Origin of the sequence: Salmonella sp. 32010601201800023SM (genome assembly GCF_017572235.1) — a bacterium.
GTDB classification, from domain to species: Bacteria; Pseudomonadota; Gammaproteobacteria; order Enterobacterales; family Enterobacteriaceae; genus Salmonella; species Salmonella enterica.
This window is the reverse complement of the sequence record NZ_JAGEQS010000001.1, coordinates 1,346,883-1,369,249: the sequence shown is the minus strand read 5'-3', so window position 1 is coordinate 1,369,249 and position 22,367 is coordinate 1,346,883. Positions and strand designations below refer to the sequence as shown.

Sequence of the window (22,367 nt, the reverse complement as noted above, 5' to 3'; positions counted from 1 at the left end):
GTTGAACATTCCTATACCATTTCATCTGTTTTATCACTATGATATTTATTTCATTGGTTACAATATGAATGCAATTTTATTTACATAATATAGCTGTTCCTACGGTGCTGAAAAATTAAGGAGTTAATAATGAACGATACACTTTCTAATACCCAGCAATCACGTGAGACAATAGAATGTGATGTTCTTATTGTGGGAGCAGGACCCGCCGGATTATCTGCAGCTCTTAAACTTAAATTACAGGCAAATGATGCAGGAAAAGAACTGTCCATTATCGTCCTAGATAAAGGAGCTGAGCCTGGTTCTCATATTCTCAGTGGGGCAGTCATGGATCCCCGAGCGCTGAATGAACTAATTCCTGATTGGCAGGAAAGAGGCGCACCCATTAAACAGCCTGTTACTCAGGATAAATTACTGTTACTGACGAATGAAAAATGTATTAATTTGCCGGATGCATTGATTCCTGATAATTTTCGCAACCATGGAAACTTTATCGTAAGCCTCGGTAATCTCATTAAATGGCTCGCCGGTCAGGCAGAAACGTCAGGCGTGGATATTTATGCAGGCTTTTCGGCAACTGAGATACTGTATGATCAGGATACTAACATTATCGGTGTAGTAACTGGTGATATGGGACGTCATCGGGATGGCAGCAAGAAAGAGGGGTTCCAGAGTGGAATAGAAATTCTGGCAAAATATACAATTTTTGCCGAAGGGGCCCGCGGTAGTCTGGCTAAAGAACTGATCAAAAAATTTCATCTTGATACAGGCAAAGCACCCCAGAGTTTTAGCATAGGCATAAAAGAGTTGTGGGAGGTTCCATCAGACCAGTCCCATCCGGGGCTTGTAATTCACACCACAGGTTGGCCTCTGGATAAAGAGTCGTTCGGGGGTGGGTTTCTCTATCATCTTAATGATAATAAAATTGCACTAGGTTTGGTTGTGGGACTTGATTATTCAAATCCCTGGTTAAGCCCTTTTCAGGAAATGCAGCGCCTGAAAACACACCCTTCTATACGCAAATACATTGACCGGGGTAAGCGTATTGGTTATGGCGCAAGAGCAATCAATAACGGCGGGATTGCGTCTATGCCTGATCCCTGTTTACCTGGTGGTCTGCTGATTGGTTGTAATGCCGGTACGCTCAATGCAAGTAGAATCAAGGGCATCCATACAGCTATCAAAAGTGGCATGATAGCGGCTGACGCTATATTTAATGCTTTGCTGGACAACAGGAAAAACGACATACTGACAGAATATCAAACATTACTGCGACAGAGCTGGCTTTGGCAGGAACTGGAAAATGGTAGTAATTTCAAACCCTGGTTTAAAAAAGGGCGTGTGATAGGTTTTATCATGACTGGCATTGAGCATTGGCTGCTTCCCCGAATGGGTATAAAAAAAATCCCCTGGCGTGTAAAAAATAACCGACCGGACAATATCACTCTGCAACCGGCCAACAAAAGCCAGAAAAAACTGTACGACAAACCTGACGGTAAACTGACGTTTGATATTTTGTCATCCGTCTATCTCAGTAACACCTGGCATGATGACGACCAGCCAGTACATTTGAAAATCAGTGATCAGAATATCCCTATATCCATTAATCTGGATATTTATGGTGGCCCCGAAGAACGATATTGCCCTGCCGGAGTATATGAATTTTTACAGGATAGTGAAACACAAAACATGCGTCTGCAAATAAATTCACAGAACTGTATTCACTGTAAAGTTTGTGACATTAAAGATCCTAAACAAAATATAACCTGGACTACGCCTGAAGGTGGCAACGGACCAAATTATACAGGGATGTAACGCTATCACTCAGTCTGAGCTGTGAGCATAGTAACCAGTTTTTGTGTGAAGCCGGGTAATTTGTCAAAGCTTCTGGCGCAGATTTGTAATTTTCTTAATGACCAAAATTCATCAAGATCAATAATCGAAAATTCATGCAACTGACGCAAACGGGATGCAGCAGAGTGAGGCATTATACCAATGCCCACTTTTGCTTCAACCATACGGCAAAATGTTTCAAAGTTGCCGACCTGTATTCTAATTTTCAGTTTAGATGGTACTAGTTCTGCCTTTTTTCGGATAAATTCAAACATTCCTGTCCCTTCAGGCAGGCTGATTTGTTCATATTGAATTAATTCATGAAAGGTCACGCTTTTTCTGTCAGCAAAGGGATGGTCTGTCGCGGTGATAAGCACTAGCCTATCAGTACGGAACGGCAGTATTTCAAGATTATCTGTTGTAATATTACCAGCAACAATTCCGAGATCAGTTTTCCCCTCAATAACAGAACGTACAATTTCCGGACTTGGATACTCCCTGAGATCAATATTCACATCGTTATATAGTGTAAGGAAATGGCTCAACAATGGGGGGAGATACTCTGCAATAGCAGTTATACTGGAAAATATTCTGACATGTCCTTTGATGCCTTTAACATGCTCCTGCATATCGCTACGTAACATTTCCATCTGATTCACAATAAGGCTGGCGTGGTGTTTAAATGTTTCACCAGCAGAGGATAACGTTATCCCCTTGCTACTACGATACAGCAATCTCAGATTGATACTCTGTTCAAGATTACGTATACGCACGCTACCAGATGCGGCAGACATGTAAGTTTTTTCCGCTCCACGTGTTAAGCTCCCTTCTTCACTGATAGCAAGGAATAATTTTAAATCTTTTATATCAAAGTGCATCGTTGTGGCTCATAATTAACGTATAATACAGTGTGCTGCTTTTTTATAGGCTCAGTCAGACTGAGTATTTCGGCCTATCCGAATTCCTGTCACGTCGAGATAACTACAAAATGTAGGCTGACGGTGTCACCGCCCTACCATGATCCGGGGCGGATCTGGTAGGACGCTGGTGACCGCTGACAGGGGGTCAGGTCAGACATATTGTCGGAACCGTTGTAACGTAGATGCTAATACCTGCTCCCCGTGGTCATCAGGTTAACCCGTTTACAGCGGTTTTTTCAGCCCCGGCAGATTTATCATAAACTGATCACCGTAAATATGTGGAATCAGCCAAGTAAAGAACAGATTGGCAAACGCCACCACAAACAATGATACGCCTCCATAGGTCAATAAAGCGCATACAAGAATAATCATCGGCATGGCTTTGTTCTGGCCCACCATACAGGTCACAGCACTGACAATTGAGTAGTAAAAACCAGCAAATTCAATCAGCTTGCCAAATACTGCACCCAGCAGAAAGACAGGAAAATAAAGTTTTACAAAACCGATCAACTTATCCATAAATATATCACTGAAAACCGGGGCGACCGTCACTGGACGGGTGAACAGAACTGCGCCAAGTGCTACCAGCGGAGCAAAAAGGATCACACTGTAACCACGATAAGCGACCAGCATCAGTAATGAATACATTCATTGTCTTATCTCGCTAGCATGACTACCCATTTTATCCATGTTATGCAACAGCTTGTGTCATATTTTTCTGATCTCCATTTTAGATCAGACAGGCTATTACTCAGGGATTCCGGCGCGAAGAATGGAACATACTCTAAAAAGTACTCGGCGGATTCAAGTCGGTATCACTCCGTTAATAATCTTTATTCTCGACCCGCTGCATGTTGATTTTACGGTTAAACGCCGTTCTCTTATTCATCGCAGGAGTAAACCATCATGACATGCAGTGAAATCCCCAGAAAACGATCATGTATTCAATCGGTGATTATCGTTTCGAATACCGACTTTTATCGCAGGATTTATGATGGCTAAAGTCGATGTGAAATGCCCGTTTTGCGCGCAAACGGCATCCGTTAAAAAGTATGGTCCGGGGAGTGCAGGGCACCAGCATTACCGCTGTCAGGTATGTTGCCGCAGCTTTCAGGTCGACTATGAATACCGCGCCTGTCAGCCCGGCATGAAAGAGCAGGTTGTTGATCTTGCCATGTACAATGCCGGTATTCGTAATCCGCAGGGGCTGGCCATCAATCCCTGGAGCGGCGCGCTATGGCTGCATGAACACGGTCCGCGCGGCGGCGATGAAATTAACATCCCGGAAAAAGGCAAAAATTATGGCTGGCCGCTGGCCACATGGGGCGTCAACTATAGTGGTCTGAAAGTGCCGGAAGCCAAAGGTGAAATTGTTGAGGGAACGGAGCAACCGGTTTACTACTGGAAGGATTCTCCGGCGATCAGCGGGATGGCTTTTTATGCCAGCGACGTTTTTGCGCCGTGACGGCATAAACTGTTTATCGGCGCGCTAAAAGATAAAGAGGTCATTGTGATGCGCGTCGATGGCAATACGGTGACGGAAGAAGGCCGTATTCTGGGTGACAGAAAGCAGCGTATTCGGGATGTGCGTGTCGGACCTGACGGCTACTTATATGTGTTAACCGATGAGTCCGACGGGCAGTTACTCAAGGTAAGTCCTGCAGCCACGCGTTAGGTCACCGGGATCATCACCACTTTGCGAAAAGCAGGGCGCTCGGTAAGCTGCTGATACCAGCGCTCCAGATTCGGGCGCGGCGTCCATTTCAGACCCACGTTCAGCAGGTTATAGACGAAAGGCGCAATAGCGATATCGCCGGTGCCAAAGTTATCTCCGGAGAACCACGGCTGGCGGGCCAGAGCATCATCAAGAAGCGCAAACAGGCCATCACACTTTTCGATACCAGCTTCAATTGCCGCCTGGTCGCGTTTTTCCGGCGGGGTTCTGACCAGTCCCATCAGGATCACGCGGTGCGCCGGGCTTAACGTTTGATTCGCCCAGTCCATCCATTTTTCGCCCTCCGCACGCCGCGCCGGATTATCAACCCATAGCCGGTTCTGGCCGTATTGCGCCGCCAGATAGCGGACAATGGCATTGGATTCCCACAATAACAGCTCGGTTTCATCATCTTTAAGCAGCGGCACCAGCCCATTAGGATTCATCGCCAGATAGTCGGCATCCTGGTTAACGCCGAATTTTCCGCCTGCCAGAATTTGATCGTATGGCAGTTCCAGCTCTTCAAGCGTCCACAACACTTTTTTAACATTAGTCGAGTTGTTCCGGCCCCACAGCGTAATCATATTAACCCCTTCCGTTTTATCAGGATGATGACAGTAATCGGCCTACCGTGAGATAAACCTAACATTTACACAATGGTCTGTAAAAAAATCGTTATGAAGGAAGCGTAACGGGATGTTATTGCATAAACTTTAAAAACTTTACCAAGTTACGGTTTCTTTAACGTCGTGAGTGCGTTATTACTCACCGCACTTATTACACGGTGGTGTGACGTGTGTTTTTGGAATGGATACTCGGGTGGTACTATGACGCAATACGCTTCTTCCCTTCGTAGCCTCGCGGCAGGTTCGGTTCTCTTATTCCTTTTCGCTTCGCCTGTAAAGGCAGAGGAACAAACGATCGCGCCGCCGGGCGTTGATGCGCGAGCCTGGATCTTAATGGATTACGCCAGCGGTAAAGTACTGGCGGAAGGCAACGCCGATGAGAAACTCGACCCTGCCAGTTTGACAAAAATTATGACCAGCTACGTGGTGGGCCAGGCGCTGAAGGCAGGGAAAATCAAGCTGACCGATATGGTGACGGTGGGCAAGGATGCCTGGGCGACGGGGAACCCGGCGCTACGTGGGTCGTCGGTGATGTTTCTCAAGCCAGGCGATCAGGTGTCGGTTGCGGATCTTAATAAAGGCATCATCATTCAGTCAGGTAATGATGCCTGTATCGCGCTTGCCGACTACGTCGCCGGAAGCCAGGAGTCCTTTATCGGCCTGATGAACGCCTATGCGAAACGACTGGGGTTAACCAATACAACCTTCCAGACGGTACACGGTCTTGATGCGCCAGGGCAGTTCAGTACCGCTCGCGATATGGCGCTGCTCGGCAAGGCCCTGATTCACGACGTGCCTGACGAATACGCCATTCATAAAGAGAAAGAATTTACTTTTAATAATATTCGTCAGCCAAACCGCAACCGCCTGTTGTGGAGTACCAATCTGCATGTCGACGGCATGAAAACGGGGACAACGGCAGGCGCTGGATATAACCTTGTCGCCTCCGCCACCCAGGGCGATATGCGCCTGATCTCTGTCGTGCTGGGGGCGAAAACGGACCGTATTCGTTTTAATGAGTCAGAAAAACTGCTGACCTGGGGTTTCCGCTTCTTTGAAACGGTCACGCCGATTAAACCTGACGCGACATTCGTGACGCAACGGGTCTGGTTTGGCGATAAGCGTGAGGTCAATTTGGGGGCGGGCGATGCGGGGTCTGTGACGATTCCGCGTGGGCAGCTTAAAAACCTGAAGGCCAGCTTTACGTTGAACGAACCACAGCTCACGGCGCCGTTGAAGAAAGGGCAGGTTGTTGGCACCATCGATTTCCAGCTTAACGGAAAATCCATTGAGCAACGCCCGTTAATGGTGATGGAAAACGTCGAGGAGGGGGGATTTTTCAGCCGGATGTGGGATTTTGTGCTGATGAAACTCCATCAGTGGTTTGGCAGTTGGTTCTCGTAAAATAACCCCGTTGCCGGGTGCGCGTCGCATCCGGCAAACCTGCGGTTAATACATCAGAGTAATTTGTTGCGCTTTAGCGTAGGCCACAAAGGCCTCATCGGGACGGCGGTCGCTGATAATCGTATCAAAGCGTGATAATTCCCCCATCCGCGCCGGACGTACCTTGCCGAATTTACTGTGATCCACCACCAGTACATGGCTCTGTGCCATTGTCATTGCCCAATGTTTTACCGGCAGCTCTTCCAGATTAAAGCAGGTAGCGCCTTTACTGGTATGAACGCCGGCGGCGGAATAAAACGCGATATCCGGACAAATATTGTTTAACGTTTCATGGAAATCAAGCGGTTTGAAAATGGCGTTGCTGGCGTGAAACTCCCCGCCGCTGAGGATAGCGCGGCAATGGGGTTTGTCCTGCAGCGCCAGAAAGGTATTAAGTGAATAGCACACCGCCGTAAAGGGAAGGTCATTATCAATGGCTTCAATGATCCACGGCGTGGTGGTGCCGCAGTCAATAAATACCGTCTGATGCGCTTGTACCAGGCCCGCAGCCAACTGAGCGGCTCGGCGTTTTTCTTCCACCAGACGAGATTTTTGATCGCTTAACAGATAATGACTGGCGCTGCGGGGCTCCAGTACGATATAGCCGCCCAGCAACACGACAGGCGCGCTTTTATGGTTCAGGTCGCGACGAATGGTCATTTCAGAGACGCCCAACAGGGTCGCGGCTTCTTTAAGGTGAAGTTTATCGCTGCGTTTTAAGGCCTGCAGCAATTGACCAATACGCTCGTCGCGTCGCGTTTCCATAGTTCCCCTGGAGAGTTAAATAAGCGCTCCGCACCATACAGAGCGCTTAATATTACTCTTTTTTTCGCTATTTAGTCACGTACCCAGCCTTTTCGAATGGGCAATGCGAAACAGAAACGGTAACAACGTTGCAGCGCCTGGTAGAGCGGCGCGCCGTACCACTGCCAGATCAGCTGTGCGCTCAGGCAGCCAAGCATCGCTACCAGCAGCGCGCCAATCATATCTAACGGCCAGTGTACGCCGAGATAGACGCGCGACCAGGCGATGGTAATGGCTATCGCCATCATCACGATGCCTGACCAGAGGCGGTGCCAGAACAAAAACGCCAGCGCAAAGGTAAAAATCACTGTACCGTGATCGCTGGGGAACGAGTCATCGGCGGCATGATGCAGGAAGTTATAGCCGATATGATCGACAAACGGACGGTCGTGCGGGAAAAGGTGTCCCATTGTCCAGGAGACCGCCAGACTGATAATCAGCGCGATGCCGATTTTAACGATCAGCTGGCGCTGGGCGCAGACCCGATCGCGGGGCCCCCACAGCCAGAGTACCACGGCTAAGAGCGGGACAATGTTGATGACATCTTTGGCGATAAAGATAGCGAGCGAAATTATCCACTGCGCGGAATCAGGCGTGGCGTTAATAAAATAAAACAGCGAGTTGTTAAGGTTTTCCAGCATAACATCCAGGCTCGGAGCAATGAAATCAAAAGGGATAGCCAGCTCATCCCCGTGCAAACTGAGCATAAATGCAGCGTAACAGGGAGGAAAAGCAGTATTGTCTTATTTGGCGGCAACATGAAGAGATTTAAGACAATGGCATAAAATAACGTTGATGATAACGGCGCAAACTTAAATTAACCTTAAAGTACGCAAGCGCTAAGCGGCTTTCTGTAAAAATGTGCGCTATTTCCCTTGCAGCCTCATAATTCGCTATCTCAGTTCCCCGACTTTCATTACACTCTGCGCGGTTTTTATTGGCGAAGAGATGGTATGCAGAATCGTTTACAATCAGGCGGCAGGCTGGGACGTCAGGCGCTGCTTTTTCCTCTCTGTCTGGTGCTGTACGAGTTTTCTACTTATATTGGCAACGACATGATCCAGCCGGGTATGCTGGCGGTGGTTGAGCAGTATCAGGCGGGCCTGGACTGGGTTCCGACGTCCATGACCGCTTATCTGGCGGGCGGTATGTTCTTACAGTGGCTGCTTGGCCCGTTGTCTGACCGGATTGGCCGTCGTCCCGTGATGCTGGCGGGCGTCGTGTGGTTTATTGTCACCTGCCTGGCGACGTTACTGGCGAAAAACATCGAACAATTTACCTTCCTGCGTTTTTTGCAAGGGATTAGCCTGTGTTTTATCGGCGCTGTAGGGTATGCCGCGATTCAGGAATCCTTTGAGGAGGCGGTGTGTATAAAAATTACCGCGCTGATGGCGAACGTGGCGTTAATCGCGCCGCTACTGGGACCACTGGTTGGGGCGGCATGGGTGCATGTTCTGCCGTGGGAGGGGATGTTTATTTTATTTGCCGCACTGGCCGCTATCGCCTTTTTCGGGCTACAGCGCGCAATGCCGGAGACCGCCACGCGGCGGGGCGAAACGCTGTCATTTAAGGCGCTTGGCCGGGATTATCGGCTGGTGATAAAAAATCGGCGGTTCGTCGCAGGGGCGTTAGCGCTGGGATTTGTCAGCCTGCCGCTGTTGGCCTGGATTGCGCAGTCGCCGATTATCATCATTAGCGGCGAACAGCTCAGCAGCTATGAATATGGTTTGCTGCAGGTGCCCGTTTTTGGCGCGCTCATTGCCGGTAATCTGGTGTTGGCGCGTTTAACCTCCCGACGTACGGTTCGCTCGCTGATCGTGATGGGCGGCTGGCCTATCGTCGCGGGGCTGATCATCGCCGCGGCGGCGACGGTGGTTTCATCCCATGCTTATTTATGGATGACGGCGGGATTAAGCGTATACGCTTTTGGCATTGGGCTGGCGAATGCCGGACTGGTGCGTCTGACGCTCTTTTCCAGCGATATGAGTAAAGGAACGGTCTCGGCGGCGATGGGAATGCTACAAATGCTGATTTTTACCGTTGGCATTGAAGTCAGTAAACACGCCTGGTTAAGTGGCGGCAATGGGCTATTTAGCCTGTTTAATCTGGCAAACGGTATTCTTTGGCTACTGCTGATGCTGGTCTTCTTAAAAGATAAGCGGACGGGGAATTTGCAAACAGTCTGAGAGAGCGGCTACGCCTGATAAGCTTTCTGTTATCAGGCGTAGAGAGGCATCCGCTAGACGTTGAACGGCGGCTCGTTGTTTAATACGCTGTCGATGATATCCAGCACGCCTTCCTGATTGTTCGATCCGGCGCGGTATTTCGCCGCCGCCGCGACCGCTTCGCTGGCGTGCGACATGGCAAAACTAAACCCGGCCTGACGCAGCATCTCAATATCGTTGCCGCCGTCGCCGAATACCACCACTTCACTATCATGAATGCCCCAGCGCTGCTGTAACAGACGCAGGCCGTTGGCTTTATGCACGCCGGGAATTATTAAATCAATACTGCCATAGCCGGTATGAACGGGGACCATGATATCGCCAATGGCGTCGTGCAGCGCCGCCTGTACTTCCGGTATCCGTTCATCGGTAATATTAAGGCCGAATTTGAAAAAAACATCGCTGATATTGTTGAAATTATCCACAAACTCCAGACGATGATAATACATTGCCGCAACGGCTTTTAACGCATCGTCGTAGCGTTTCAGCGTGTAGGCGCTGTTTTTTCCACAGGCGATGATCTCCACATCGGCGCGTGTGAGCAGGTGTTCGACAACCGCCTGGAAGTCGGCTTTTGTCAGCTCGCCGTTAAAAATATCCTCGCCTTCGCTGACCACCCAGCCGCCGTTTTCCGCGACAAAAGCGATTTCGTGCGCAATTTCCGGAAAGAAGGAGATTAACTGGTAATACTGGTTGCCGCTGGCCACGACAAAGCGAATGCCTTGCCGCTTCATTTGTTGGTACTGCGCCATAAACCGGTCACGGTTATAGGTTTTTTGATCGCTCAGAAACGTGCCGTCCATGTCGACGGCGATTAATTTGATACTCATGCGTTATGCTCCATCACCGGTTGCGGAGTCGATACAGGTTTGGCGACGGCCTTCGCCACCAGCGCCGCCAGAATAACCAGCGCCAGCACAACCATCATGGCGCTGCGTAATCCATAATGCTCTCCCAGATAGCCCAACAGCGGCGGCCCGACCAAAAACGCCAGATAGCCGGTCGTGGCGACAACGCTCACGCGCGTCGGCGCGTCGGGACCGGTATCGCTGGCGGCGGAAATGGTCAGCGGGAAGCCGAGCGAAGCGCCTAAGCCCCAAAGAATGACCGAGACGCCGGCGACCCAGTCGCTATCGACAAAAATAATCAGGCCAATGCCCAGCGCTCCCATCAACGCGCTGGCGCGAACAACCGTCACCCGGCTATAGCGGTCAATAAACCAGCCGCCGGTAAAGCGGCCAACGGTCATACCAAGCGTGAAACCGGCGTAGATCAGAGAGCCGGAGGTTGGGCTAAAACCGTGTCCGTCTACCATCAGTAGCGGTAGCCAGTCATTCGCAGATCCTTCGGCGAATGCCATTGCCAGCACCACCACGCCAATAAGCAAAAGCTGGATGTCCCGATAAAAAGGTAATCCTTTTTCCTGAAGGTGAGAATCTTCCGATGCGTTTTTACCCGTACCGTCAGGGATCGCCCGAATGGCGATGAAAATGGGCGCGATCGCCACGGCAGCCGCGAGGATGATATGGATGTTAGCCGGGACGCTTAATGCGGTTAACGCCATGCCGACACCAGCGCCCGCCAGCGTGCCGAAACTGTAAAAACCATGCATCATCGGCAGAACGGTTTTATTCAGCTCGCGTTCGACCGCCGCGCCTTCGACATTAATCGCCACTTCGGCGGCGCCAAAACTGGCGCCGAAAACGGCTAATCCAAGGGCAAAAATCAGCGGCGAGGCGCACCACAGCGCGACGCTAAGAATAACCATCCCGCCTACTGCGCAGGTCATCGTCGTGCGAATAACCTTCCGGGTGCCAAATCGTTTCACCAGCCAGGCGGAACAAAGAATACCGCTCATTGAACCGATAGAAAGCCCGAATAAGACCGCCCCCATTTCCGCGGTAGAGACGGAAAGAATATCCCGAATAGCAGGCGTTCGGGTTGCCCAGGAGGCCATCAGCAGTCCGGGTAAAAAGAAGAACATAAACAGCGCCCAGGTACGGCGTTTTAAGGCGTTACGTGAGGAGAGGACGGTCATAGCGTCAGGCCAGAAAATAGAAGCGAGAGGTAAACATTAGCAAGCTTGTGTACATTTGTACATATCGTCGTCATACTTCGTTGTGCAGACAGTTTTTGCTGTCTGTTTTTTCAGCGTAAGCGGCAGGCTACTATCGCCTGCATCCTGAATGAGATGTGGAACTCATCATGAAAGAAAATGCCGTAAGACGCGCCAATGATCCTAAGCGACGGGAAAAAATAATTCAGGCCACACTGGAAGCGGTAAAGACCTATGGCGTTCATGCCGTGACGCACCGGAAAATCGCCGCTATCGCTCAGGTGCCGCTTGGCTCGATGACCTACTATTTTGCCGGTATGGATGCGTTATTGAGTGAAGCTTTTACACTTTTCACCGAGAACATGTCGCGTCAATACCAGGATTTTTTTGCGCAGGTGACGGATGCGGAGGGGGCGTGCCAGGCGATAACGGAAATGATTTGCGGCTCGCAGGTTACGACGCCGGATAATATGGCGTTAATGTATCAGTTATATGCCTATGCCAGCGATAAGCCAGCGTTAAAAATAGTCATGCAAAACTGGATGCAGCGTAGCCAGAATACGCTGGCGCAGTGGTTTGACGCGCAGACCGCCCGCGCGCTGGATGCGTTTATCGAGGGGATGACGCTGCATTTTGTAACGGATCGAACGCCGCTGGCGCGTGAAGCGATTTTACAGATGGTAAAGCGAATCGCCGGAGAGTCAATGTCGTGTCACTCTGCGTCAGGCAACAAAAAACCCACCAACCTTGAACCGAAATGGCGGGGTTGATGGGCTCCACAAAATGGGGACATCAAAGAAAAGCAGTGGCAATAGGTATGACTGATGCTTTAACGAAAAGTTCGACCTATTGGCAAAATTTTTTCACTTAAAGGCAAACTTCAGTTTTATCCTAACCCCGGCCAGATGATGACAATAAGCGTCCCCGCCAGCGTTAGCAGAACGTTGGCGATGGCGTAAGTCCCCGCATAACCCAGCGCTGGAATATTACTGCGCGCCGTATCGCTAATGATTTCCATCGCCGGGGCGCAGGTACGCGCGCCCATCATGGCACCGAACAGCAGCGCCCGGTTCATGCGCAGCACATAAGCGCCAAACAAGAAGCAGATCACCACCGGTACCAGGCTGACGACAAGCCCGGCGATCAGCATTTGTCCGCCGACCGCGCCCAGACCGTTGCTGATACCGCTGCCGGCGCTTAAACCAACGCCTGCCATAAACACCATCAAGCCGAATTCTTTCACCATATTAAGCGCGCCCTGCGGAATATAACCAAAGGTAGGATGGTTAGCGCGCAGGAAACCGAGCATGATCCCGGCGAACAGCAATCCGGCCGCGTTGCCGATACCGAAACTAAAATTGCTGAACTGGAAGGTAATCATCCCGATCATTAACCCGATGATAAAAAAAGCGCAGAAGGCAAGCAGGTCCGTCACCTGACTATGAATCGAAATAAAACCAATGCGATCGGCGATGGTTTTTACGCGTCTGGCGTCGCCGCTCACCTGTAACACGTCGCCTTTATTCAGCACGACGTTATCGTCGATAGGCATTTCGATCTGGCTGCGGATGACGCGGTTAAGGAAGCAGCCATGATCGGTCAGCTTGAGCTGAGCGAGGCGGCGACCGACCGCATTGTGGTTTTTCACCACAATTTCTTCCGTCACGATGCGCATATCAAGCAGATCGCGATCAAACACTTCCTTACCATTACGGAAGCTGGGATCGAGCCTGGCGTGCGCGTCCGGATAGCCGACCAGCGCAATCTCATCGCCCATTTGCAGCACCGCATCGCCATCCGGGTTCGCCAGAATACCGTTACGGCGAATACGTTCGATATAGCAGCCTGTCTGGCGGTAAATACCCAGCTCGCGCAGGTTTTTACCGTCAGTCCAGGCCACCAGTTCCGGGCCAACCCGATAGGCGCGGATAACCGGCAAATAAACCTTGCGATTAGCATCGGTATCCAGACCGCGCTCGCGAGCAATTTGCTGGGCGCTGGTTTGCAAATCCTGATGCTGTAGTTTAGGCAAGTAGCGCGCGCCCACGATCAGACTGACCAACCCAATCAGATAGGTCAGGGCATAGCCCAGGCTCAGATTATCAAGAGCGGAGGAGAGTTGGGTGCTGGCGATGCCGGAATGTCGCAGGGTATCGCCTGCGCCAACCAGCACGGGCGTGGAGGTCATTGAGCCGGCCAGCATACCGGCCGTCAGGCCGATATCCCAGCCGAATAGCTTACCAAGGCCTAAGGCGATTAGCAGAGCGCTACCGACCATGACCAGGGCAAGCATCAGATAATTTTTACCGTCGCGAAAAAAAATCGAAAAAAAGTTGGGGCCAGCCTCGACGCCGACACAAAAAATAAACAGCATAAATCCCAGATTTAGCGCGTCGGTGTTAATACTGAAGTGTTGCTGCCCTAATAATAGAGAGACCACTAAAACGCCAATGGAATTACCAAGTTGGACTGAACCCAGACGTAACTTGCCAAGACACAGGCCAAGAGCCAGGACCACAAATAATAACAGGATGTAATTCCCATTTAACAAATCTGCGACGTTTATATTCACGGAGACTAACTTCTTGTTTACGAGTAAGCTGTTGAAAGAAATGGTAATTTACGCTACTGTTTTTATCATGAATTAAGGGTGCAATCGTATTGCATACAGCATCCAAATAAAAACAACACAACAATATATCCTGCTAGTTTAATCTTATTGCGTACTAACGGCTATAAGAATCGTGCAGGTGTGTTTTTGGCATGGAATGCCACATGACTTTATCTGACTGGATGCCTCACGGCGGAAAGCGTGTTCGATAGAGAGTGTCAGGAGGAACGATTGAAACATAAACACGGGTGGGCAAGCGTTGTCTGCTGCTTTGTACTCTTTATTGTGGTGTGTCTTTCATTAACTATGCATGTACAAGGCGCTTTTCGCGCGGCAGGGCATCCTGAGATTGGACTGTTATTTTTTACGTTGCCTGGTGCGGTGGCCAGCTTTTGTTCTCACCGGCGCGAGGTGATCCGACCGCTGATCGGGGCGATGCTGGCGGCGCCGTTTTGCCTGGTGTTAATGCGCGTGGTATTTATGCCTACCCGATCGTTTTGGCAAGAACTGGCGTGGTTATTTAGCGCCGTATTCTGGTGTGCGTTAGGCGCGCTCTGCTATTTGTTTATTAGCAGCCTGTTTAGCCACCGGCGAAAAAAACGCCGATAGCGCCCTCCGGTAGAGGGCGTTGCCAGAGCAATCAGGCGAAAAGATTCAGATTTTCTTTTGCCCATGCTTCAAAATCCGTACAGCCGCCGATATGTTTTTGATCGACAAAAATCTGCGGTACGGTTTCTACAGGTTTACCTACGGTTTTTTCCAAATCCGCTTTAGTAATGCCTTCAGCATGGATATCAATATAGCGGTAGTTAAAATCGTCGCGTTCTTTGCTCAGTTTTTCCGCCAACTCTTTTGCACGCACGCAATAAGGGCACCCTGGGCGGCCAAAAATAACAGTAAACATATCTCTCCTCGAACATAAAGCCAGACGGCGAACAGGTGTTATCATGCCGCGATTTACGGCAGATGAAAAGCAGGTTACGCCTGTTCCTTTGATAACCCAGGGCTATATCTGTTAAGCACGCCGGACCAGAACGTTCTACACTGTGCGTCAGTTAACCGGGAGGCTTGATATGCGCACGATTGGCGTGTTACCCAAAAGCGTACTGATACTGGAATACCTCGGTATGATTTTGCTGGCGTTTGCTCTGCTATCGCTTAATCATTACCTTACGCTGCCCGCGCCGTTCAATACGCCGCTGGCTGGCGTATTGATGGTTTTCCTCGGCGTCGTGTTGATCCTCCCCGCCGCGGTGGCGATGATGTGGCGTATTGCGCAGTTACTGGCGCCGCAGTTGATGAAACGTCCACCCGACATTTCTTCCCGTTCAGATAGAGAAAAGCATAATGAGTCCGACCATTGAACTTCTTTGTGGCCATCGTTCTATTCGCCATTTCACCGATGAACCCGTGACTGACGCGCAGCGAGAGGCCATTATTGCCGCCGCGCGCAGCACGTCCAGTTCCAGTTTTTTACAGTGCAGCTCTATTATCCGTATTACCGATAGGGCGCTGCGCGAGGCGTTAGTGCCCCTGACGGGCGGGCAAAAGCATGTGGCGCAGGCCGCTGAGTTCTGGGTATTTTGCGCCGATTTTAATCGTCATTTGCAGATCTGTCCTGACGCGCAGTTGGGGCTTGCCGAACAACTGCTGCTCGGTGTCGTCGATACGGCGATGATGGGGCAAAATGCGCTGACGGCGGCGGAATCACTGGGATTAGGCGGCGTGTATATCGGCGGCATCCGTAACAATATTGAGTCTGTTACCGAACTATTAAAATTGCCGAAGCATGTATTGCCGCTCTTTGGCCTGTGTTTGGGATGGCCTGCGGATAATCCGGATCTGAAACCGCGCCTGCCTGCCGAGCTTGTGGTTCATGAGAACCAGTATCAACCGCTTGATGAAAAGCTGCTGGCGCGCTATGACGAGCAGTTGGCTGAGTATTATCTGACCCGCGGCAGTAATACGCGACGCGATACCTGGAGCGATCATATCCGTCGCACCCTGATTAAAGAAAATCGCCCATTTATCCTTGAATATTTGCATAAACAGGGCTGGGCGACGCGCTAAAACCTGCGGGCCAGTGTATGATACGCGGGCTTGTCAGGGTTTTCAGCGAGGTGCAGGGTGAAAATTGCCATATTGTCCAGGGATGGAACGCTCTATTCTTGCAAACGTCTGCGCGAAGCGGCGATGCGGCGCGGCCATCTGGTCGAGATACTCGATCCTCTTTCCTGCTATATGAATATTAATCCGGCTGCGTCGTCGATCCATTACAAGGGGCGTCGTCTGCCCCATTTTGACGCCGTTATTCCCCGTATTGGTTCGGCCATTACCTTTTATGGTACCGCTGCGCTACGTCAGTTTGAGCTACTGGGTAGCTATCCGCTGAATGAATCCGTCGCTATTACCCGCGCGCGCGATAAGCTGCGATCGCTACAACTTCTGGCGCGCCAGGGGATCGATCTTCCCATTACCGGGATCGCCCATTCGCCGGATGATACCAGCGATCTTATTAAGATGGTTGGCGGGGCGCCGCTGGTCGTGAAGCTGGTAGAAGGCACGCAAGGGATCGGCGTGGTATTGGCGGAGACGCGTCAGGCTGCTGAAAGCGTTATTGATGCGTTTCGGGGGCTCAATGCCCATATCCTGGTTCAGGAATACATTGCCGAAGCTAAAGGATGCGATATTCGTTGTCTGGTCGTCGGCAATGAGGTTGTGGCGGCGATTGAGCGGTGCGCGAAAGCCGGTGATTTTCGCTCCAATCTTCATCGTGGCGGGGTGGCCAGCATCGCGACGATCACGCCCCGTGAACGGGATATCGCCATCAAAGCCGCACAAACGCTGGGGCTGGATGTGGCGGGTGTCGATATTTTACGCGCCGCGCGCGGGCCGCTGGTGATGGAGGTGAATGCCTCGCCGGGACTGGAAGGTATCGAAAAGACTACGGGCGTAGATATCGCGGGGCGAATGATTCAGTGGATAGAACGTCACGCTACGCCTGAATTTTGCCTTAAAATCGGCGGCTAATCGCAATCGTGGATTCCGCCGTAGTACGAAGCACGCTTTTTGCGTAAGCTGTGCCGGTAATTTTTTCATCGTCATCGTAAGAGGTAGCACATTATTATGATATCACTGGTCGTTCCCACTCTGGATACGTTGCGTCAATGGCTCGACGACCTGGGCATGAATTTCTTCGAATGTGATACCTGCCAGGCGCTGCATTTGCCGCATATGCAGAATTTTGACGGCGTCTACGATGCTAAAATCGATTTGGTGGACAACACCATTCTTTTTTCCGCGATGGCGGAGGTCAGGCCTTCCGCGTTGCTGCCGCTGGCGGCCGATCTCTCTGCTATCAACGCCAGTTCGTTGACGGTAAAAGCCTTTCTCGATATGCAGGATGATAATCTACCAAAACTGGTTGTGTGCCAGTCTTTATCCGTTATGCAAGGCGTCACCTACGAACAGTTCGAATGGTTTGTTCGCCAAAGTGAAGAGCAGATTTCTATGGTGATCCTTGAGGCCGGGGCGCATCAGCTTCTGTTTAACGCGGAAGAAGACGCGCAAAAAACCAGCGCGGTTGACCATTTTCTTCACTAATCCCTTCCGATAATCAGGCAGTCGCTGCCAGCGCGGCTGCTGTTTACACTTTTTTATGCTGCTATTAACCTTTATTTAAAGAATTATTCACCTCCTTTCTGACCATTTCGCTTTATCACATAGACAAAACCTGCATAAAAAATTGATAAAAGGCGTTTTTTAATCTGGGCTATAGCCTCAAACCTTAGCTAAAGTTATTCTTGCGAAGCTTCTATAGCGAGCTTGATGGCAGGGAGGGCGACCTCTCTTCTTCATTTGTATCAAATGAAAAGGTATGCACATTTCAGGCATGTTTTAAACCACGCCTAATGGGTTCATTTGTTAACGGATTTCAGAAGGAAAGCGATGATGACCGCCTTAAAGAAAAAATGGCTATCGGGTCTGGTTGCGGGTGCTCTGATGGTCGTCTCTGTCGGCACGCTCGCTGCCGAACAAAAAACGCTGCACATTTATAACTGGTCAGATTATATCGCGCCGGACACGGTGGCGAACTTTGAAAAAGAGACCGGGATTAACGTTATCTATGATGTCTTTGACTCTAACGAAGTGCTGGAAGGCAAGTTAATGGCAGGCAGCACCGGGTTCGATCTGGTGGTGCCATCGGCCAGTTTTCTTGAGCGCCAGCTCACCGCGGGCGTTTTTCAGCCGCTGGATAAAAGCAAACTTCCCGGCTGGAAAAACCTCGATCCTGAACTGCTGAAACTGGTAGCGAAGCACGATCCTGACAACAAATACGCCATGCCCTACATGTGGGCCACGACGGGCATTGGCTATAACGTTGATAAAGTGAAAGCGGTGCTGGGGGATGATGCGCCAGTGAATAGCTGGGATTTAGTCCTCAAGCCGGAAAATCTGGAGAAGCTAAAAAGCTGCGGCGTCTCTTTCCTTGATGCGCCTGAAGAAATTTTTGCCACTGTGCTGAACTATCTGGGTAAAGATCCGAATAGCAGCAAAGCGGATGACTACACCGGCCCGGCAACCGATCTGTTGTTGAAGCTACGGCCAAACATTCGCTATTTCCATTCCTCGCAATACATTAACGATCTGGCTAATGGCGATACCTGTGTGGCCATCGGCTGGGCGGGCGATGTCTGGCAGGCCGCTAACCGAGCGAAAGAGGCGAAAAATGGCGTCAATATCTCTTTCTCGATCCCCAAAGAGGGGGCAATGGCGTTTTTTGATGTGTTTGCCATGCCGGCTGACGCCAAAAATAAAGACGAGGCCTACCAGTTCCTTAATTATCTGCTGCGCCCTGATGTGATTGCCCATATTTCCGATCACGTTTTCTACGCCAATGCGAATAAAGAGGCGACGGCGCTGGTCAGCCAGCAGGTGCGCGATAACCCGGGAATTTATCCGCCGGCGGATGTGCGGGCCAAGTTGTTTACCCTGAAAGTGCAGGAGCCGAAGATTGATCGCGTCCGCACCCGCGCATGGACGAAGGTGAAAAGCGGTAAGTAATTTATTAACGGTATGGCCTGATAAGCGTGCGCTATCGGGCATTCCACCGTTTGTATCGTTTGATTGTGTTATGCCGGAGAGCGCCTTGTGAATGATGTCCCCCACCGCCCGCAGGTGAAAACCCGTAAAGCGCTGACGCCGCTTCTGGAAATTCGCAACCTGACGAAGTCATTCGACGGGCAACATGCTGTCGATGATGTCAGTCTGACTATCTATAAAGGCGAGATTTTTGCCCTGCTGGGCGCGTCAGGTTGTGGAAAATCGACTCTGCTACGGATGCTGGCAGGTTTTGAACCGCCGAGCAGCGGGCAAATTATGCTCGACGGCGTCGATCTGGCGCATGTTCCGCCGTATCAGCGTCCGATTAATATGATGTTTCAGTCCTATGCGTTGTTTCCGCACATGACGGTAGAGCAGAACATCGCTTTTGGTCTGAAGCAGGACAAACTGCCGAAGGCGGAGATTACCAGCCGCGTCAATGAGATGCTGGGTCTGGTGCACATGCAGGAGTTTGCAAAACGTAAGCCGCATCAGCTTTCCGGCGGTCAGCGCCAGCGCGTGGCCCTGGCGCGCAGCCTGGCGAAACGTCCTAAGCTGCTCTTGTTGGATGAACCGATGGGCGCGCTGGATAAAAAATTACGCGACCGGATGCAGCTTGAAGTGGTGGATATCCTTGAGCGCGTCGGCGTGACCTGCGTCATGGTGACGCACGATCAGGAAGAAGCGATGACGATGGCGGGGCGCATTGCCATCATGAACCGTGGAAAATTTGTGCAAATTGGCGAACCGGAGGAGATTTACGAGCATCCGACAACCCGCTATAGCGCCGAATTTATCGGATCGGTAAATGTTTTTGAGGGCTTACTGAAAGCGCGTGAAGAGGACGGTCTGGTCATTGACGCGCCCGGTTTGGTTCATCCGTTAAAAGTCGATGCAGATGCCTCTGTCGTTGATAATGTGCCGGTATATGTGGCGCTACGTCCGGAAAAAATCATTCTGTGTGAGTCGCCGCCTGCCGATGGCTATAATTTCGCCGTCGGCGAAGTGGCGCATATTGCGTATCTCGGCGATCTGTCTATTTATCATGTGCGGCTAAAAAGCGGGCAGATGATCAGCGCTCAACTGCAGAATGCGCACCGTTACCGGAAAGGGTTACCGACCTGGGGCGATGAAGTGCGTTTGTGCTGGGAAGCGGATAGCTGCGTGGTCCTGACGGTATAAGGGGGAAACATGAGCACACTTGAACCTCCGGCACGCATCAGTAAACCTGGCGGCGCGGCGCTATGGTTGGCGCGAATGCAAATGAAACATGGGCGTAAGCTGGTTATTGCTTTGCCCTATATTTGGCTCATTCTGCTGTTTTTACTGCCGTTTCTTATCGTCTTTAAGATAAGCCTGGCGGAAATGGCGCGGGCGATCCCGCCGTATACCGATCTGCTGGAATGGGCTGACGGTCAGTTGTCGATTACGCTCAACCTCGGCAATTTTTTGCAACTGACCGACGATCCGCTCTATTTCGAAGCCTATCTGCAATCGTTACAAATTGCCGGTATTTCCACAATCTGCTGCCTGCTGTTGGGCTACCCGCTGGCGTGGGCGGTGGCGCACAGCAAGCCCTCCACGCGCAATATCCTGCTGCTGTTGGTGATTCTGCCCTCGTGGACGTCTTTTTTAATACGCGTCTATGCCTGGATGGGCATTTTGAAAAACAACGGTGTGCTGAACAATGTGTTGCTGTGGCTAGGGGTTATCGATCAGCCGCTGACGATCCTGCACACTAACCTGGCCGTCTATATCGGCATTGTTTATGCTTATCTGCCGTTTATGGTACTGCCCATTTATACCGCATTGACGCGCATTGATTATTCGCTGGTGGAAGCGTCGCTGGATCTCGGCGCCCGACCGCTGAAAACGTTTTTTAGCATCATTGTCCCGCTCACCAAAGGCGGAATCATCGCCGGCTCGATGCTGGTTTTTATCCCGGCGGTGGGCGAGTTCGTGATCCCGGAACTGCTTGGCGGGCCGGACAGTATCATGATTGGTCGCGTCCTGTGGCAGGAGTTTTTCAATAACCGCGACTGGCCGGTGGCTTCTGCGGTCGCCATTATTATGTTGCTGCTGCTGATAGCCCCGATCATGTGGTTCCATAAACATCAGCAAAAAAGTGTGGGGGAGCACGGATGAATAACTTACCGGTCGTTCGCTCGCCCTGGCGCATTCTGATTCTGGTGCTGGGGTTTACTTTTCTCTATGCGCCGATGTTAATGTTGGTGATTTACTCGTTTAACAGTTCGAAGCTGGTGACGGTGTGGGCGGGATGGTCGACGCGCTGGTATGGCGAGCTCTTTCGGGATACCGCCATGATGAGCGCAGTGGGACTAAGCCTGACAATTGCCGCCTGTGCGGCGACGATGGCGGTGGTGCTCGGTACTATTGCTGCGGTGGTGATGGTGCGATTTGGACGATTTCGCGGCGCAAACGGCTTTGCGTTTATGATCACCGCGCCGCTGGTGATGCCGGATGTGATTACCGGGCTGTCGCTGCTGCTGCTGTTTGTCGCGCTCGGTCATGCTATCGGCTGGCCCTCCGATCGCGGGATGCTGACCATCTGGTTGGCGCATGTCACTTTCTGTACCGCCTACGTGGCAGTGGTGATCGCTTCGCGATTACGCGAACTGGATCGTTCGATTGAAGAGGCGGCGATGGATCTTGGCGCGGCGCCGTTGAAGGTCTTTTTTGTCATTACGTTACCGATGATCATGCCAGCGGTGATCTCGGGCTGGCTGTTGGCCTTTACGCTTTCCCTTGACGATCTGGTGATTGCCAGCTTCGTTTCCGGTCCCGGCGCCACCACGCTACCGATGCTGGTTTTCTCCAGCGTGCGCATGGGCGTGAACCCGGAAATCAACGCGCTGGCGACGTTAATCCTCGGCGTGGTAGGAATCGTCGGATTTATTGCCTGGTACCTGATGGCGCGAGCGGAAAAACAGCGGATTCGCGATATCCAGCGTGCAAGACGCGGCTGAAGCCACTAAAATCTTCCTCTATGGCAATGCGTTGCCGCGCGGGTC

Annotated in this window: 22 protein-coding genes and 2 pseudogenes; 15 read left to right on the top strand and 9 right to left on the bottom strand. The window is 51.1% G+C overall.

Annotated features, from left to right (window positions below):
• Positions 1 to 129 precede the first annotated feature (129 nt).
• Positions 130 to 1,815 (top strand): electron transfer flavoprotein-ubiquinone oxidoreductase, encoded by a 1,686-nt coding sequence (locus J4617_RS06920; protein ID WP_001000306.1) that lies wholly within the window; start codon positions 130 to 132, stop codon positions 1,813 to 1,815.
• Positions 1,816 to 1,820: 5 nt separating this feature from the next.
• On the opposite strand, the gene J4617_RS06915 is transcribed toward J4617_RS06920, so the two are convergent.
• Together J4617_RS06915 and J4617_RS06910 are read right to left on the bottom strand one after the other, a co-directional pair.
• On the bottom strand, positions 1,821 to 2,711 hold the full coding sequence (locus tag J4617_RS06915; protein WP_000545335.1) for a LysR family transcriptional regulator: 891 nt from the start codon (positions 2,709 to 2,711) through the stop codon (positions 1,821 to 1,823).
• 264 nt (positions 2,712 to 2,975) lie between these two features.
• Positions 2,976 to 3,401 (bottom strand): GntP family permease, encoded by a 426-nt coding sequence (locus J4617_RS06910; protein ID WP_000287110.1) that lies wholly within the window; start codon positions 3,399 to 3,401, stop codon positions 2,976 to 2,978.
• Positions 3,402 to 3,747: 346 nt separating this feature from the next.
• On the opposite strand from J4617_RS06910, the pseudogene J4617_RS06905 reads away from it, so the two are divergent.
• Positions 3,748 to 3,948: pseudogene (locus tag J4617_RS06905) on the top strand (IS1 family transposase); the annotation flags it as partial.
• A pseudogene (locus tag J4617_RS06900) lies at positions 3,928 to 4,428 on the top strand (PQQ-dependent sugar dehydrogenase); the annotation flags it as partial. The pseudogenes J4617_RS06905 and J4617_RS06900, both read left to right, overlap by 21 nt.
• Here J4617_RS06900 and J4617_RS06895 read toward each other — a convergent pair.
• A complete protein-coding gene (locus J4617_RS06895) occupies positions 4,425 to 5,051 on the bottom strand; it encodes a glutathione S-transferase family protein (RefSeq protein ID WP_017465779.1) in 627 nt (208 codons plus the stop codon). The pseudogene J4617_RS06900 and the gene J4617_RS06895 sit on opposite strands and share 4 nt — an antisense overlap.
• A gap of 243 nt (positions 5,052 to 5,294) precedes the next feature.
• Between J4617_RS06895 and dacC the strand changes: the two genes are divergently transcribed.
• A complete protein-coding gene (gene dacC, locus J4617_RS06890; protein WP_000195712.1) occupies positions 5,295 to 6,497 on the top strand; it encodes a serine-type D-Ala-D-Ala carboxypeptidase in 1,203 nt (400 codons plus the stop codon).
• 45 nt (positions 6,498 to 6,542) lie between these two features.
• Here dacC and deoR read toward each other — a convergent pair whose 3' ends face one another.
• Positions 6,543 to 7,301 (bottom strand): DNA-binding transcriptional repressor DeoR, encoded by a 759-nt coding sequence (deoR, locus tag J4617_RS06885; RefSeq protein WP_000450106.1) that lies wholly within the window; start codon positions 7,299 to 7,301, stop codon positions 6,543 to 6,545.
• 71 nt (positions 7,302 to 7,372) lie between these two features.
• Positions 7,373 to 7,981, bottom strand: a complete 609-nt coding sequence (gene ybjG / locus J4617_RS06880; protein WP_001738110.1) for an undecaprenyl-diphosphate phosphatase — start codon at positions 7,979 to 7,981, stop codon at positions 7,373 to 7,375.
• Between the two features lie 312 nt (positions 7,982 to 8,293).
• Here ybjG and J4617_RS06875 point away from each other — a divergent pair, with 312 nt between their 5' ends.
• Positions 8,294 to 9,526 (top strand): MFS transporter, encoded by a 1,233-nt coding sequence (locus tag J4617_RS06875; RefSeq protein WP_001181284.1) that lies wholly within the window; start codon positions 8,294 to 8,296, stop codon positions 9,524 to 9,526.
• A gap of 53 nt (positions 9,527 to 9,579) precedes the next feature.
• On the opposite strand, the gene J4617_RS06870 is transcribed toward J4617_RS06875, so the two are convergent.
• Positions 9,580 to 10,395 (bottom strand): Cof-type HAD-IIB family hydrolase, encoded by an 816-nt coding sequence (locus J4617_RS06870; RefSeq protein ID WP_000023548.1) that lies wholly within the window; start codon positions 10,393 to 10,395, stop codon positions 9,580 to 9,582.
• On the bottom strand, positions 10,392 to 11,603 hold the full coding sequence (locus J4617_RS06865; RefSeq protein ID WP_000217420.1) for an MFS transporter: 1,212 nt from the start codon (positions 11,601 to 11,603) through the stop codon (positions 10,392 to 10,394). The genes J4617_RS06870 and J4617_RS06865 overlap by 4 nt, the downstream gene beginning before the upstream one ends.
• 167 nt (positions 11,604 to 11,770) lie before the next feature.
• Between J4617_RS06865 and J4617_RS06860 the strand changes: the two genes are divergently transcribed.
• Positions 11,771 to 12,391 (top strand): TetR/AcrR family transcriptional regulator, encoded by a 621-nt coding sequence (locus J4617_RS06860; RefSeq protein WP_208290677.1) that lies wholly within the window; start codon positions 11,771 to 11,773, stop codon positions 12,389 to 12,391.
• Between the two features lie 116 nt (positions 12,392 to 12,507).
• Here the strand turns inward: J4617_RS06860 and J4617_RS06855 are convergent, their stop codons facing one another.
• Complete coding sequence (locus tag J4617_RS06855) at positions 12,508 to 14,193, bottom strand: aspartate:alanine antiporter (RefSeq protein ID WP_001024853.1); 1,686 nt, start codon at positions 14,191 to 14,193, stop codon at positions 12,508 to 12,510.
• 270 nt (positions 14,194 to 14,463) lie between these two features.
• On the opposite strand from J4617_RS06855, the gene J4617_RS06850 reads away from it, so the two are divergent.
• Positions 14,464 to 14,841 (top strand): inner membrane protein YbjM, encoded by a 378-nt coding sequence (locus tag J4617_RS06850; RefSeq protein ID WP_000680850.1) that lies wholly within the window; start codon positions 14,464 to 14,466, stop codon positions 14,839 to 14,841.
• Positions 14,842 to 14,872: 31 nt separating this feature from the next.
• Here J4617_RS06850 and J4617_RS06845 read toward each other — a convergent pair whose 3' ends face one another.
• On the bottom strand, positions 14,873 to 15,136 hold the full coding sequence (locus J4617_RS06845; protein ID WP_000495513.1) for a GrxA family glutaredoxin: 264 nt from the start codon (positions 15,134 to 15,136) through the stop codon (positions 14,873 to 14,875).
• A 169-nt stretch (positions 15,137 to 15,305) separates the two neighbouring features.
• Between J4617_RS06845 and J4617_RS06840 the strand changes: the two genes are divergently transcribed.
• The 8 genes from J4617_RS06840 to potI all read left to right on the top strand — a co-directional run bounded on the left by J4617_RS06840 (position 15,306) and on the right by potI (position 22,322).
• Positions 15,306 to 15,596 carry a YbjC family protein gene (locus tag J4617_RS06840; RefSeq protein WP_001259135.1) on the top strand — a complete coding sequence of 97 codons (291 nt, stop codon included), beginning with the start codon at positions 15,306 to 15,308 and terminating at the stop codon, positions 15,594 to 15,596.
• Positions 15,580 to 16,302 (top strand): nitroreductase NfsA, encoded by a 723-nt coding sequence (gene nfsA / locus J4617_RS06835; RefSeq protein ID WP_000075300.1) that lies wholly within the window; start codon positions 15,580 to 15,582, stop codon positions 16,300 to 16,302. The genes J4617_RS06840 and nfsA overlap by 17 nt, the downstream gene beginning before the upstream one ends.
• Before the next feature lie 57 nt (positions 16,303 to 16,359).
• A complete protein-coding gene (rimK, locus tag J4617_RS06830) occupies positions 16,360 to 17,262 on the top strand; it encodes a 30S ribosomal protein S6--L-glutamate ligase (protein WP_000684361.1) in 903 nt (300 codons plus the stop codon).
• A gap of 96 nt (positions 17,263 to 17,358) precedes the next feature.
• Positions 17,359 to 17,835, top strand: a complete 477-nt coding sequence (locus tag J4617_RS06825; protein ID WP_000624810.1) for a YbjN domain-containing protein — start codon at positions 17,359 to 17,361, stop codon at positions 17,833 to 17,835.
• Between the two features lie 348 nt (positions 17,836 to 18,183).
• On the top strand, positions 18,184 to 19,296 hold the full coding sequence (potF, locus tag J4617_RS06820; RefSeq protein WP_000125769.1) for a spermidine/putrescine ABC transporter substrate-binding protein PotF: 1,113 nt from the start codon (positions 18,184 to 18,186) through the stop codon (positions 19,294 to 19,296).
• 87 nt (positions 19,297 to 19,383) lie between these two features.
• A complete protein-coding gene (gene potG, locus J4617_RS06815) occupies positions 19,384 to 20,517 on the top strand; it encodes a putrescine ABC transporter ATP-binding subunit PotG (protein ID WP_017465750.1) in 1,134 nt (377 codons plus the stop codon).
• 9 nt (positions 20,518 to 20,526) lie between these two features.
• Entirely contained in the window at positions 20,527 to 21,480 is a 954-nt protein-coding gene (gene potH / locus J4617_RS06810; protein ID WP_017465749.1) for a putrescine ABC transporter permease PotH, read from the top strand.
• Positions 21,477 to 22,322 carry a putrescine ABC transporter permease PotI gene (gene potI / locus J4617_RS06805; RefSeq protein WP_001061629.1) on the top strand — a complete coding sequence of 282 codons (846 nt, stop codon included), beginning with the start codon at positions 21,477 to 21,479 and terminating at the stop codon, positions 22,320 to 22,322. The genes potH and potI overlap by 4 nt, the downstream gene beginning before the upstream one ends.
• Positions 22,323 to 22,367 lie beyond the last annotated feature (45 nt).